Annotated in this window: 21 protein-coding genes and 1 riboswitch; all 21 genes read right to left on the bottom strand. The window is 48.4% G+C overall.

The window, feature by feature from the left end:
* Positions 1–27: 27 nt before the first annotated feature.
* The 21 genes from ribD to KJS65_RS03260 all read right to left on the bottom strand — a co-directional run bounded on the left by ribD (position 28) and on the right by KJS65_RS03260 (position 13,090).
* Positions 28–1,137, bottom strand: a complete 1,110-nt coding sequence (gene ribD / locus KJS65_RS03360; protein ID WP_213648568.1) for a bifunctional diaminohydroxyphosphoribosylaminopyrimidine deaminase/5-amino-6-(5-phosphoribosylamino)uracil reductase RibD — start codon at positions 1,135–1,137, stop codon at positions 28–30.
* Positions 1,138–1,541: 404 nt separating this feature from the next.
* A riboswitch (FMN riboswitch) is annotated at positions 1,542–1,725 on the bottom strand.
* 231 nt (positions 1,726–1,956) lie between these two features.
* On the bottom strand, positions 1,957–2,160 hold the full coding sequence (locus tag KJS65_RS03355; RefSeq protein ID WP_213648567.1) for a helix-turn-helix domain-containing protein: 204 nt from the start codon (positions 2,158–2,160) through the stop codon (positions 1,957–1,959).
* On the bottom strand, positions 2,150–2,635 hold the full coding sequence (locus KJS65_RS03350) for an ArpU family phage packaging/lysis transcriptional regulator (protein ID WP_213650612.1): 486 nt from the start codon (positions 2,633–2,635) through the stop codon (positions 2,150–2,152). Before KJS65_RS03350 ends, KJS65_RS03355 begins: the two co-directional genes overlap by 11 nt.
* 67 nt (positions 2,636–2,702) lie before the next feature.
* The gene (locus tag KJS65_RS03345; protein ID WP_244864360.1) at positions 2,703–3,203 is read right to left on the bottom strand and encodes a hypothetical protein; all 501 of its coding nucleotides are present in this window, start codon (positions 3,201–3,203) and stop codon (positions 2,703–2,705) included.
* Positions 3,204–3,386: a hypothetical protein gene (locus tag KJS65_RS03340; protein ID WP_213648566.1), complete on the bottom strand. Its 183-nt coding sequence runs from the start codon at positions 3,384–3,386 to the stop codon at positions 3,204–3,206. It lies immediately after the preceding gene.
* 41 nt (positions 3,387–3,427) lie between these two features.
* On the bottom strand, positions 3,428–3,622 hold the full coding sequence (locus tag KJS65_RS03335) for a hypothetical protein (protein ID WP_213648565.1): 195 nt from the start codon (positions 3,620–3,622) through the stop codon (positions 3,428–3,430).
* Between the two features lies 1 nt (position 3,623).
* Positions 3,624–3,797, bottom strand: a complete 174-nt coding sequence (locus KJS65_RS03330; RefSeq protein WP_213648564.1) for a hypothetical protein — start codon at positions 3,795–3,797, stop codon at positions 3,624–3,626.
* A gap of 57 nt (positions 3,798–3,854) precedes the next feature.
* A complete protein-coding gene (locus KJS65_RS03325) occupies positions 3,855–4,166 on the bottom strand; it encodes a hypothetical protein (RefSeq protein WP_213648563.1) in 312 nt (103 codons plus the stop codon).
* The gene (locus KJS65_RS03320) at positions 4,163–4,537 is read right to left on the bottom strand and encodes a nucleoside triphosphate pyrophosphohydrolase family protein (RefSeq protein WP_213648562.1); all 375 of its coding nucleotides are present in this window, start codon (positions 4,535–4,537) and stop codon (positions 4,163–4,165) included. The genes KJS65_RS03325 and KJS65_RS03320 overlap by 4 nt, the downstream gene beginning before the upstream one ends.
* Before the next feature lie 14 nt (positions 4,538–4,551).
* Positions 4,552–4,731, bottom strand: a complete 180-nt coding sequence (locus KJS65_RS03315) for a DUF6877 family protein (RefSeq protein ID WP_213648561.1) — start codon at positions 4,729–4,731, stop codon at positions 4,552–4,554.
* A gap of 15 nt (positions 4,732–4,746) precedes the next feature.
* Positions 4,747–6,540: a DNA cytosine methyltransferase gene (locus KJS65_RS03310; protein ID WP_213648560.1), complete on the bottom strand. Its 1,794-nt coding sequence runs from the start codon at positions 6,538–6,540 to the stop codon at positions 4,747–4,749.
* Positions 6,533–7,372 carry a hypothetical protein gene (locus KJS65_RS03305; RefSeq protein ID WP_213648559.1) on the bottom strand — a complete coding sequence of 280 codons (840 nt, stop codon included), beginning with the start codon at positions 7,370–7,372 and terminating at the stop codon, positions 6,533–6,535. Before KJS65_RS03305 ends, KJS65_RS03310 begins: the two co-directional genes overlap by 8 nt.
* Before the next feature lie 84 nt (positions 7,373–7,456).
* Entirely contained in the window at positions 7,457–8,023 is a 567-nt protein-coding gene (locus KJS65_RS03300) for a hypothetical protein (protein WP_213648558.1), read from the bottom strand.
* Positions 8,024–8,041: 18 nt separating this feature from the next.
* Positions 8,042–8,389, bottom strand: a complete 348-nt coding sequence (locus KJS65_RS03295) for a hypothetical protein (protein WP_213648557.1) — start codon at positions 8,387–8,389, stop codon at positions 8,042–8,044.
* Complete coding sequence (locus tag KJS65_RS03290; RefSeq protein ID WP_213648556.1) at positions 8,361–9,704, bottom strand: replicative DNA helicase; 1,344 nt, start codon at positions 9,702–9,704, stop codon at positions 8,361–8,363. The genes KJS65_RS03295 and KJS65_RS03290 overlap by 29 nt, the downstream gene beginning before the upstream one ends.
* Complete coding sequence (locus KJS65_RS03285) at positions 9,694–9,993, bottom strand: hypothetical protein (protein WP_483874575.1); 300 nt, start codon at positions 9,991–9,993, stop codon at positions 9,694–9,696. Before KJS65_RS03285 ends, KJS65_RS03290 begins: the two co-directional genes overlap by 11 nt.
* 22 nt (positions 9,994–10,015) lie before the next feature.
* Positions 10,016–10,924, bottom strand: coding sequence for a replication protein (locus KJS65_RS03280; RefSeq protein ID WP_213648554.1), 909 nt, complete (start codon positions 10,922–10,924; stop codon positions 10,016–10,018).
* 16 nt (positions 10,925–10,940) lie between these two features.
* The gene (locus tag KJS65_RS03275) at positions 10,941–11,498 is read right to left on the bottom strand and encodes a hypothetical protein (RefSeq protein ID WP_213648553.1); all 558 of its coding nucleotides are present in this window, start codon (positions 11,496–11,498) and stop codon (positions 10,941–10,943) included.
* The gene (locus KJS65_RS03270; RefSeq protein ID WP_213648552.1) at positions 11,499–12,119 is read right to left on the bottom strand and encodes a 3'-5' exonuclease; all 621 of its coding nucleotides are present in this window, start codon (positions 12,117–12,119) and stop codon (positions 11,499–11,501) included. It abuts the gene before it with no gap.
* Positions 12,120–12,872 carry an MBL fold metallo-hydrolase gene (locus KJS65_RS03265; protein ID WP_213648551.1) on the bottom strand — a complete coding sequence of 251 codons (753 nt, stop codon included), beginning with the start codon at positions 12,870–12,872 and terminating at the stop codon, positions 12,120–12,122.
* Entirely contained in the window at positions 12,869–13,090 is a 222-nt protein-coding gene (locus KJS65_RS03260) for a hypothetical protein (protein ID WP_213648550.1), read from the bottom strand. The genes KJS65_RS03265 and KJS65_RS03260 overlap by 4 nt, the downstream gene beginning before the upstream one ends.
* Between the last annotated feature and the right edge of the window lie 59 nt (positions 13,091–13,149).

Raw genomic sequence — 13,149 nt, 5'->3', positions numbered from 1 at the left:
CATCTCTCCTTTATTTATTGAGCTTCATCACTTTGGCCACACCGGTATTCCCGTTACAGATATGTTATTCCCGATCTGTTCGATCTCCAGGGAATCGAGCGTAACAGCGTCTGCGATACGGTGAACCCCTTCAAAGTTGAAATTAACCGGGGCTGCTTTTCCACCGACAATCATCGGAGCCAAATACATGATAATCCGGTCTGCAAGACGCTCTTTAAGCAGTGAACCGTTCAGCGTCCCTCCGCCTTCGACCAATATGGACCCGATCTCCAAGCGCCCCAGTTCCTGCATAGCGAACCTGAGATCCACGGAAGGACCACTGCCGCAAGCGAGAACGGCAGCTCCCAGGTCCCTTAGGAGCTTCACTTTCTGCGGATCCGCCTGCTCCGTCGTTAGTACGATAACCGGAGATAGGCCTTCACTGAAAATCCTGGATTCAGGGGACAAACGAAGCTTGGAATCCACAACGATTCGGATTGGCTGCAGGCCGTCGACCTCGTCATGCCTTGTCGTCAGTGCGGGATCATCAGCTTGAACCGTTCCGATGCCAACCATGATGGCCTGATGCCGGTGACGGAGACTGTGTACCTGCCGCCTTGCCTCTTCATTCGAAATCCACTTGCTGTCACCCGTGTCGGTTGCAATCTTCCCGTCCAGCGTACTCGCCGTCTTGATGGTCACATAAGGGGTACCTGTCGTAATATATTTCATAAATTTCTCATTTTGGCGAATGGCTCGATCTCTTAAAACACCGACCTTCACTTCAATGCCGCTCTGTCTGAGCCTTTCGATTCCTGTACCCGCGACCTGCGGATTCGGATCTTCACAGGCGATAATCACCCGCTTCACCTTGGCCTTCACCAGCAGATCGCAGCAGGGCGGGGTTTTGCCGTAATGGCTGCAGGGTTCTAGCGTCACATATACGCTGCTTCCTTCAGCTTTTTTACCGGCCATATCCACAGCATGAACTTCCGCATGCCCGCTTCCCCGCTGGAGATGCGTTCCCAGCCCAACAAGCGCACCATCCTTAACGATGACACAGCCTACCACCGGATTAATGCCTGTTTGTCCTTGTGCACGCTCCGCCATATCCAGTGCCAGCGACATATAAAATTCATCGTTAACAACCGTTTCCATGCCTTTCTCAACCTCCTCCCTATTCCAAAATGCAACAAAAAAAGCCCGCCGGATCAACATCCGGGGGCAGCTTGAGAGTAATTTGAAGACACGCAAATAAAGCTTCTGTCATGATGAATTATAGACAGATCCTGTGTGCAGGAATAGCAAATAACAATGTCTTTTTTATGGATCGCATACTATCCGGTATACAGAATACAGAGTAAGCCAAATAAACTTCCCCTATTTAGAATGAACTAAGAATAACCAGATTAACCAGATTCTCCCCATACAAGTGAATGGTGCAGAATGATAGCAAGACAAATAATAGTTCAATCTGTGTTCACACCAGAGTACGTGAAAAAAGACACGCATGCCTAAGCTTTATTGGGTGGCATCGCATGAACAATATGTAACATGCGCTTCCTCTCCTTCTCCCATCCAGACTATACTGTCGGTCCCGGATTTGCACCAGGTCCACCGTACGCGGGCCAACTTGCCACGCGTCCGGGTCACGGACTGAGACGCATCCGCTTCATGGCTTCTCACCTTGAAACAATATGCATCATCACCGCCGGTAGGGAATTTCACCCTGCCCCGAAGGATTAAACCAATTAATATGATTGCTCATGATGTCCACTTCATGACCGATAGTGTCGGAACCCCAGTGTTTACAAGAGATTGGTCAGGTTCTCCGTTTCCTTTGAATCTCTGAATGTTACCCTTGTTCCTACCAAGTATCCTACCAAAAACCTACCGTTTTGAAATTACTTTGACATCACTTGCTTAGGTGTATGTTACTACCGTTTTTTTATAAAAGCAAGAGGCAAGCTCCCCTGCTTATGATTCTAAACCTTTCTCTCCATCCAACCACCGAAAGAAATCATCCCTCGAAATTTTGATTACACCGCGTCCGCCTAACCTTTGAACAGTAAAGGGTGGATCTTTCAGTAACTCATAAGTCTGCCGTCGACCGATAGCCAGAATTTTTTGAATATCTTGAGGATTGAGGACAAATGGCAGTTCTTCTTTTTTATAGATCATTAGATGGTTCCCCTTTCTCGCTAATTTCAACTTTCACAGCAATACCCAAATGCAGTGCGAGTTTATAAAAAGCTTCCCAGCGATATTTCTTATACAATGTCCAACTGATCGGCGGCTGGAACTCAAAATTATAAATGTGCTGATCGTTTATATAACTGCTTTCCTCGGACATATAACGCTTTTCGATTAGAAACTTCTCCATTCGAGGGAGTCTTGCCACAGCCCTCTCAACTTTCAAACAGTATTTTTTTCGTTCATTTTGTTTGTCGACGTTGTACGTTGCGATATCTCCTGTCTGATCACTGGTTGTTCCGGTATAACCCCTTGGAGTATCGCTAAGACCTGCAGTGACATTTGCTTCACGATCTTCAAACGTTAGGTATTTGCATTTCCGGTATTTATCAAATGCATCAATGACGGCCCTCTTTGTTTTCGATGCATCCAGTTCAGGAAGAAATTCATCCCCGAGGCTCATTTGTCCCACTGTCTCACCCCGTTGTTAAGATGTTCCCCGACCGAAGCCGGGGCCATGTTGCAATCAATCAAAACGGCAGATCATCGTCACTTTCAGGCATCGTCGGACCATCTTCCCCTTGTTCCTCAGAACCCGCAGCAACCTCATCGAGAGTCATTTGGTTCTTATCATCCACATCGACTGTTCCGTCCGGATTGATCTTGCCGCGAACACCTTCACGAGGCTCATTAAATTCCTCGATGCTCATCTGACTTGGAGCCACGCCCAGGGTTACGTTTCGACCAGCGAGTTTATAAAGCTGCTGGGCCTTGTCATCCTTATCACCTTTGATGCCGAACTTCATGACAGTCTTCTTGCTGTCGCGCTGCATGGAGACAAACTCTGCAGAAATGCCACCGCACACATCGTCTCCACCAACTTCCAGGGAGAGCACCACAATACTGCCAGAGAGCTCAAACAGCTCCATTTCATCGCCAGCATCCTCCGATCCCTTGATTTCGAATTTGAGGATCTCCTTCTTGTCATCCTTTTGCATCGATTTAAACAGTACGTTCATATTAGTTTTCATTTATAATTGCTCCTCTCGATTTGAAAGTAAATTAATTGCTTGTCCTTGCGGTTTACCTGAAATCACCTTAAGCGGTGAAAGAAGGCTGACCGTCATTTCAAACATTTGCTGTTGCTCAGCTGTGAGGGCCACAGGATACAGCGTGCCATCCTTGCAGTAAAACAGAACTGGTTGATCCTTCATCTTCACAGACCTCTCCTTTATGAGCTTTTCGTTCGTACTGTTCAGTTTGCTTTTGTACCGTCCAAGTCTCGACGTGGATTTCTATGTTTGTCTTCCCATTTCTTCAAATCAGGAACTTTATTCGCACAACCGCTGTGATAGTAGAATTTACTTTCACTAATCACAAAATCTTGGTCTGCCCATACAGGCTCAAAACACAATCGGCAAATACCTTTTGATCCCTCGATTTTTGGCATACTATTCATCTCTCCCCTTCGCATAATGCGTCAATAAATCTATTTCGTAACATCTAAGAGCATGAGAAACGATCTCCCAGATTTGAACTTCTGTCAAAGTCTCCGGGTCCTTACCCTCCATAACCGCGATTTCCTTAACCCTTTCAATATCAAACCCTACTAAATCAACTTTCATCTTAAAACCTCCTTTGTATCGCATTTTGTGTCTACTGCGTCATACGGTCGGAATGCGCTATTCCGACTTATCGAAAATGCCGGCATTAATCCGTTCGAGAATTCTTCTGCACTCCCATTCAATTGCCTTATCGCTGCCTGTTCCAACGATCCTAGCAGACATGATTTCAGATTCTATAAACTCAACGAGTTTATCTTTATCGATCACGTTTATCCCGGTCAGCTCTTTAATAACTGCATCCTTCTCCTCAAGTGCTCGCTGCAGTTTTCCGATCGTCCCGCCGATCACCATGCTTTCAGTCAGTGGAACATGCTGGAGAGAATGGCGAGCTGGAGCGATCATCTTTTCAATGTCTGTCTTTTCGCTCACAATTTCTTCCCTCCGTGCCGCTGCGGCCACGTCGCGTTATAAGCCATCTTCTCCCGGATCGCTTGTTCCAGGTCGATACTGTACCGCCCACAGGCGTCAAACACGCGAATTACAATGTCAGCCAACTCGGACGGAATGCCACAAGGTTTCCGAAATTCCTCACTTTGCATATCAGAGCATTCCCCTGGCCTGCTTTTGCTTTCGTACCACATTGTCCTTGGGTGTTCTCCGTTCCGATAATCCTCCAATGCCTCAGAGGCCTCGGAATGGATCAAGGCAATGATCTCACCGAAACTCCGATCCTCGTCCCACCAGCCTTTTGATTTCGCGTTTTCATGTGCTGCTTGTACATATTCATTAATGGATTTCATCCGTTCATCTCTCCTCATTTCACAAATCTTCTTGCAAACCGTAGTTGCTGTTCGATATATGGGTCCGTAGATTCCCCGCCCATCGCTAACCAGTCACCTATTCGCTTGTTAATATCCTCCAAAACAGCCATAGGCAGTTGATCTGAAATTTTCAGGATCTCTTCCATTGGATTAGCTTTATCCGTCTCATTCATCGGGATTATCCCTCCTCACAATGAAAACTCCATCTGTCCGGCCCCGACCGCTTCCTTATAACGTTCGTAGCTCAATGTATTTCCCGACCCCATACACATCTCTGGCAGATTCGCGAGTACAAATGCCTTGGGAATAAGGGGGGATACACTATTTCCGCATCTTGCCACCTGGGCCGACTTGGGAACCGATTTACCATCCGCATACCGATTAATGATGTAGTTGCTTGGGAATCCCTGTGCTGCGAATAGTTCGTGTGGCTCCAGCATCCGCATGCCGATATCAACAATCTGGTAATCAACACCCTCGACCGTGACCAGCCCGAACCTATCTTTTGTGGTTACTGTATGCAAAGGATTGTCCAGCTGCTGGCCGTTGTCAGCTGAGCCGTAATATTTCAATAAGAAAGCTCTAACTTCCCCAACATGTAATCCGCCTGCCGTTATGGTAGGCATCGGTTCTGTGACCGGCTGGCCGTCTTGGCATGTTCCACGCAGTTTGATGAGATGGCTGGTCACAAGAGAACTCTTACCGCCACCTCCTGCAGTTACTGTACCGATTGGATCGTCTGCTGCGCTGCCAACGGACTCTCCAAAATGCCGAGCAATATGAGCCGTAACCAGTGCGTTATGATCAACCGTTGTAACTGTACTAAGCGGGTAATCAAGATCAGTTCCCGGCCCTGCATAATTGCCGCCGTAGTGCTTCGCAAGAAAAGCAGCTACAAGTGCATGCTTACGTCCTCCAGCAACCACTGTCCCCAATGGCTTTTGTAGCCCCGGTACTCTTGGATTCTGTCCCGGTCCTTCGCCATATCCGATTTCAATGAGCGTCGGACTGACAAGCCCCCATCCGTTTTTGGATGTAATTGTCTTGAATGGCTCATCAATATCATCCGTATAGTGGTGGTTTGATCCGCTGTGATTGACTCGGACTATGAATGGTTTGGGATTGTTAGTCACAAACCGCTGAATCCCTCTGGCGATCCGTCGCTCCGTATTCTCGGCCAGTGGCTTCTTGCGTTCAAAGATACTCGGGCAGGGAATGGACCAGTCGATGATCTCCGCTGCCGTTCGCCAAGGCTTCCGCTTTCCAGCCATTACCTCCGGGCTATCCGGTGCGCCGTGGGTCGGTTCGGGCCATACGATAGGTCGGCCGTCACAACGAGCGATTAAAAATAGTCGTTTCCGAATCGTTGGAGCCCCATAATCACAGGCCTTCAACTCTTTCCATTCAACCTTGTAACCTTGCCGACGAAGAGCATTCACGAAGCAATTAAATGTCCGACCTTTCTGGTCAGGATCCGGATAACCATCTTTCATGAGCGGTCCCCAGGTTTTAAACTCTTCCACATTCTCAAGCATGATGACTCGAGGTCGAACCGTTGCCGCCCAGCGAACTGCAATCCATGCCAGTCCTCGAATTGCCTTTTCTACTGGTTTTCCACCTTTCGCCTTACTGAAGTGCTTGCAGTCTGGAGAGAGCCAGACCAGACCCACCGGACGGCCTGCAGCTACCTCTCGAGGATCAACATCCCAAACCGATTCGCAGTAATGCTTGGTTTCCGGGTGATTTGCCTCGTGCATCGCAATGGCAGCCGGATCATGGTTAATTGCTATATCCACACTTCGTCCGGTAGCCAACTCTATACCTGTACTGGCACCACCACCGCCGGCGAAGTTATCAACGATAATCTCTCTTTCCTTCCGGTTGTACACACCTTGCCAATATGCAACCAACTTAGCGCGGTCGGCCTCATCTAGACGTTTTTTACGAGGAATTATGACATTGAATCTTTTTGTCTCAGCCATTCACACCCTCAACCTTATGCCCTAAAATATCAGCGGCAATCTGTAAACCTGTCCTAAAGGCAACACCCGAATGAGCCCCAAATCGTGCCTCTGCATTTTCAAATTCCTGAAGTAGCAGCTCATCGGGAGTCTTTACTGCTTCGAATCCGAAATACAGAGCGCGGATCATTTCGTCCATGGACAGATCATTCAGTGGGTCCAGCGCATCCAGCCATCTCTCCCGAGTAACAATGAATGTTGAAGAGTGATGCAAAACAATCTCGTCCGGTTGCTTAATCTGTAGGACTAACCGAAGTGCATCAGCCTGCTCCTGGGTCAGTTGCACCGGTAGCGAAGGGATTACTTCAATCTGCTTTTGGGCTGGAGTTGTCTTTTCCGGTTCGATCGGAGCCGGGGGAGTGGATGTCTCTGACTTGATCTCTGTTGCCAGTTGATTGGCGGGAACCTCCTGCCTCTTCTCGGTGCGCAACTCTTTATATCTAGCGATCTCCACTTCTTCGGAAGCGTCACTCTTAATGCCCCACTTACCGAACCAATAGGTCTCCAAGCTTTGTTTTGAGGTACCGAGTTTCTTAGCTGCATCTTTGCGTGAGGAACCTTTAACACGCAGCTCCAGGTAATCTTCTTTTTTGATCTTTGGCATATCTGATCTAACCTCCTCAGGATTAGTGTTCTTGACCTTTGTTCTGAAACCAAGGGGCGTTGAATGTGATTTTGGTATGGGCTTTGGTTGAATGGCTGCGAGCTCTTCTGGAGTTAATGTGTAGGTCTTTATAGCACCCTGACCAGATACGTTCAGTTCGTTTTCCCGTCTGGGAATTGATGTCCCCATTAACACTCATCCTCTCAAAATAAGAACTGCTGTTCCTTCAAATGGGTGTGACTGCCCGCCGCCGCAGGCTTCCCTGTGCGTTTGTTATGCTTTATTTAATATGGCTTCGACAACCTCGATCTGGTAAGGGAGCGTGTCCAACAAGGGCTTGTATTCACGCATCAGGTAGAGATTTAAGGCTATTCTTGCGATGATATAAGCATCAATGACGTTGTCGCTTTTATGTGTATATCCAAAGTGCTCTTTAACAGCATCCTTGATTGCTTTCTTCTTCTCCTTATCAACCAGGCGCCTCTTATTACCTGCCTCGCCTACCCATCCAGTTACTCCTACATATTTCTTGACCGCGGCAGGTGCTACAAAATTCGGGCTCAAAGACCTGCGACGGATCATGTAACGTAAAACACCATGTATCATTCCAGTGGTTATACCCCGCTGTGTACCATGAGCCGCGTCTTCCATGACGACCTCGTCACCAGGTTTCAGATGTTTATACAGCTGATGCCCTAAGTCTGCAAGCTGCTCATCTGTGATTCCGCCTTTCATGGTTTTGCCAGCGCCCTTGAGTTCAACTTCTTCCAACACATTACCTTGCTCGTCCAAGGCAACAAATCCGGTGGCGGTAGCCGGGTCAGTTCCAACAAACCTCATGATTCAATCACCTTCCTCCTATTCATCCAGCCAGCCTGAGAGCCTAGAGGATGGCTTCTCTTCTTTCTGTTCCTGCGGTTCCTGCTGCTGCTCTGTTACGGATGACTGTATAGGTTCAGACTCCAATTCCTGCCACTGGTACCCGATCTGCTGGTATATTTCTCGGAGATGCGGGAACTGCTGGACGAGTCCGCCGCGTCGGTACTTTGTCATTAGATCGACGGTGCGGTCATAAACCATATTCTTTTTCTCGCGTTCTGCCGCAGTCATTCCGCTCAGCGGATCATCCAGGTCGGCAGCCATTTTGAGGATCGCCAGCCTGGCCGTTTCGTACTGCTCATCGTTTTGAATGACCTTGCCGCTCACGTTCTCTCACCTTCTCTGCAAGCTTTTCCTTTTCTTCCTTGGTCATGTTGATAAAACGGCCTGTATCTTTTTTGAATACCATTTCGAAGGTTCCTGTGCCGATATCCCGACCCTTGGCAACGATTAACTCGACGATGTCCTTCTTGATGGTATCGGCATTGTAATACTCATCTCTGTAAAGGAATGTGATCACATCCGCATCACTCTCGATATCACCGGATTCCCGGAGATCGGACATCAAAGGCCGCTTGTCTGGTTTCTTCTCACAATCCCGGCCGACTGCAGATATGGCAACAACACAGACGTTAAACTCGCGAGCAATCCCTTTAAGCACTTTGGTGATGTGCCCAACTCGTTCATTGTTTTTTGAAAATTTCCGCTCGGTGTTAAGGAACTGAAGATAATCCACATACACGACCAACTTGGCATATTTCTTCTTGAGCTGCTTCACCTGCTGCCGTACATACTCAACAGTTGCTCCCGGAGTATCATCGATGAACAAATTTCGGTTTGCTATGATCTCCACAGCTTTGCTATATGAATCCCAATCGTTATCCGACATTAGGCCGGACTTGATTTTTTTGTTCTTAATGCCGCCAATACTGGATACCAAACGCTCTACCATCTTTAAAGCGCCCATTTCAAGAGAGAAGATGACAGCCGACCAACCCGATTTAGTAACGGCGTCCATATCATTCAGGACATACTGCGTTTTCCCCATACTCGGGCGGGCCGCTATAATCTCCAGGTCACCCGGTTGGTGTCCTCCGCTCATCTGATTCATTTCATGATTGGCGGTATTCGCCCCAGTTACGCCTTGCGTTTGAGCCCGTTTCATAATGGTTTGTCCATGGCCTTCGAGAATGGATGCCATGTGAACCGGACCTGTACCTTCTTGACCGCGCTGAAGCTCTGCCAATACATTCATTTTGAGTCGGAGCTCGGAAAGATCGCCTCCACCAGTAGCTGCAATCTGTCGGCCGACCTCTTGTATTTCACGCTGAATCCTATCTGCTCGTACACTTTGTTGGTAATGGTTGAATCCTGCTGTGCTGGGCACTGACTGACGCAGAGACATTAGCCTGGATATTCCGCCGACATTCTTCAGCCGCTCGCCCCATTTCGTTACCAGGAGCACTGGATCGAATGGTTCCTTCTCTCCTTCAAAATGCTCCTTGGCGAACTGTAGGACTTTGAACAGTGTGCGGTTGTCTTCCTCCTCGCTGAAGTCGTCCGGCGCAAGGTAACAATCATCCATCAGTTCGTGATCTTTGAGGAGTGACCCAAGGACGGCGCGTTCTGCTTCAAGATTCATCTTCGTTCACCCGCATCCCCGCAAAGAGTTGATCCAGCCGATTAGCGATATGTTCCGGCATCGGTTTTACTTCTTCCCTTTCGTGATACTCTTGGAGCTCCAATAGCTGCTGCTCATGTTCTTTCTGCTGAATCTGGTAGACGGTCAACGTAGAGCTGCTTTCAGTACAAGCTTGATAGATTTCAGCAGGAGTTGGAGCGAAATCTGTCTTTAAACGGCAGAGCCTTCTGGTTTCCTGCTGAGCCGTTTCAAAAGGTACGTTCTGGAGAATATCCATCCAAACGTTCACAACACCCTCCGCTTCATCTGGATCAATCGTAAAGCTCCGGTACGCTGCCGATAGATAATTTAGGATCCACAGAACTTGAGCTCGGTTCACTGATCATCAACTCCTCTTTCAGCATCCGGTTCAGGACACTGCCAGTCTTCTTTGGTTCTGTCACCTGGGACAGTCCTTCCGGATCAACAACGACATAATCCTCATACCGCTTTTGGTTTAAGTATGTGGAGGGATGCGGAATGTGCTTTTTATCTGTCTTAAGCAGCCTATGCGTTTCTGCAAAATTGGCTGTATTTCGAATAACAATGTCTGAGTCGAATTCAATATCCTTACAGAGCTTTCCCCATACTTTTTTCGCATAGGCTTTTGAGATCTTTCTTGGATAGATTTCATAGAATTGTTCAAACATCGCTATATTATCTTTAATACTTTTCTTTAAAAGATCTTTTTCTTTATATGGGGGAACAATACTTCCCCCCAAAACACCATCTGGAGGTGAAGGATACTTCCCCTCAGGGGTGAACGATCCTTCCCCCCTCTCCCCATCTTCAGGGGGTGAACAATACTTCCCCTCGGTGATTGAAAACAGGTCATCTTGCTTCACCGATTGATCACCACTTTTCGATATAGTCCATTGATCATAATCTTTGTTGAATGCGAGCTTTCGTGCTGTAGTGCTGGTTTCTGGTTTGGTTACAACCAGCACCTTTTCTTTGACTAGGGTTGCGATCTCTTTTTTTATGGTCCGATCCGACAACCCTGTCGTTTGCTGTAAAAAGGAAATTGAAAAATCATGGTCCTTCCTGCTGTACCCATACGTCAATCTCCATACCTTGAGTACGATACGCAGTTGCGCGCCATTGAAGGTGTACTGACATATCGCGTCTAAAATCTCATTAGCGATTGGCGCGAAGCCGTGTTCCTTCTGGACGTTCGCCATTCCACCTCACCAACGTTCAGGATGTTTTTTGCAACAGATCAATGATGCCATCGGAAAGATCGTACAGTTCAGCGTCGGTTACATCGCCGGGAACGGCGTACCATTTCTCGATGAGTTGCTTTACCTTGTCGCGTGGTTCGAGCTCGACGGTGTAACCATTGACCAGTGCCAGTATAATCAGATCACCATTACTTGGTTGGTCATCCGGAGTTGTTGTGTTGCAAAACGTCTGAATAATACGCAATTCGTCGTGATGATCTTCAGCGTACTCGGGCTTGTTTCCGTGATGCATTATTCCGAATGTTGAATATTTGGCATCTGTTAATGCTTTTAGTGCGTTCGCCACGTCCCATGGGAGCCTCACCTTCTTCTCATCAATCGTCCGTTCTATCTGCTGGAGAAGCACCAGCTTTTCATTTTGAATATCAACTATGGTCTGCGCATGCCGGGCGAGGTCGCCGATAGCCTTGTCGCGCTGCTGCTTGAAAATTCCGTTCTGTTCCAACGCTGCATCTTTCAGTTCCTCCAGGCGTTTGTATTCATCGGCCGTATAAACGTTTTTGTACGATTGCATTTATCCCACCTCACGAGGTTCAAATTTATTTGAAGTCCCAAACAGATAAGCGTATTGAGGAGCCCATGCAGGAGGACCGTATTTGCTCAAATATCCAAGCTTATTAAGATACCGATCAATCGGATCTGCTTCGTGCATAGCCTTAAGCAATTCCCAGCAGCCGATTACGTCATTTAGCGCTCGATGAGCTCCTTCCAACTCAATTCCGTATTTACCACACATATCCGTCAGCTTATGAGGGTAGGTATGCCGTTCTCGGCTGATCGTCAGCGTATCGATAAATGGATTGGTGAACGTCTTTCCGGCGAGACGCTGCAGCGCATGGTGCAAGAATTGAAGGTCGAAAGCCGCATTGTGAGCAACCAGCAGGCTGTCTCCCATTATGTTCCGAAGGATACGGAAGGCGAGAGACTCATCCATCGCATCAACAAGCATGTCATCTGTAATGCCTGTAATTTCCGTGATCTTGGGTTCCAATAATCGTCCTGGCTTGACCAGTGCATGGAAACTGGTTACGATCTCACCCCCGGTCACCCTGATTGCCGCCATTTCGATAACACGCTCTGTCTGAGCATTCAATCCTGTTGTTTCAAAGTCGAAGACCGTAATATCTGAAAGCATTTATACCACCTCGATCGTGTAATGTTTTCCTGCTTCGAATCCCCTCTGCCGGAGCGCCGCCTTTACAGTCATCTCCGCTAGCTGCGGGTTATTGTTCTCGCCCGACAAGTGCGTTAGGTATATCTGCTCCCCGCGGCCCCGTACGACTTGCTGCAAGGCCGCCGCTGTTTGCTCGTTACTCAGGTGACCAATGTCGGAGAGGATACGGGTCTTAACGGAGTCCGGCCGGCTGCATAGCGGCACCAAGTCAGGATCGTGGTTTGCCTCGATAATGATGACCTGACCCTCCATCATGTCGATGATGTCTTCGTCTACATGGCCCGTATCCAGAACGATGCAAGCGCGGCCGCCGTAGTCATACTCCACTGCATAACCGACAGGCTCGTATGCATCATGGTGGACCTTGAAGGGATAAACGTGGAGTCCACCGAGCTCTATCATCTCGTATTTGCTAAACCTGCTCTCCACAGTCCGCCGCAGCTCATCATCTACACCGGATATCCCTTTCCATTCTCCGTCCGTAGCCCATACCGGGATCCGGAATTTGTTAGCCAGCGGCAGTCCCTTCACATGGTCGCTATGAGCATGAGTGATGAATATCCCTTCGATGTGATCCGGCCGGATGCCCGCGGCCAGCAACCGCTTTTCAATCTTCGTTTTCGGAATGCCGGCATCGATCAGGATGATCTGCTCGCCGGATGTTACCGCAATGCAGTTACCGGATGAACCGGATGCAAGGATGTCGACTTTCATATCGCACGCTCCCTCATTGTTTTCTCCCGCCATTCCTTGTCAAAGGTGCACCCCTTAGCGGCCCATTCATAATGCCGGCGCCCGAGGACAAAGGATACAAACAGCCCCGTCGCCTGCTCATAGTACACGCCGTTCAGTACTTCCTGGGTGGGAGCCGGCGGGACTAGGTCAGCCCCTCCGAACAGGTCGAGCTGCTCGGGATTGCTTCCGTCTATCATGCTTCCTGTCCACCTCCAGTTCCCATTTGCAGGTCTTGCATACCCGCAGCTGGTGGTAC

Origin of the sequence: Paenibacillus sp. J23TS9, from assembly GCF_018403225.1 — a bacterium.
In the GTDB taxonomy this organism is placed as follows: Bacteria; Bacillota; Bacilli; order Paenibacillales; family Paenibacillaceae; genus Paenibacillus_AQ.
The sequence above is the reverse complement of the archived record's forward strand: the minus strand, read 5'-3'. Positions and strand labels throughout refer to the sequence as shown.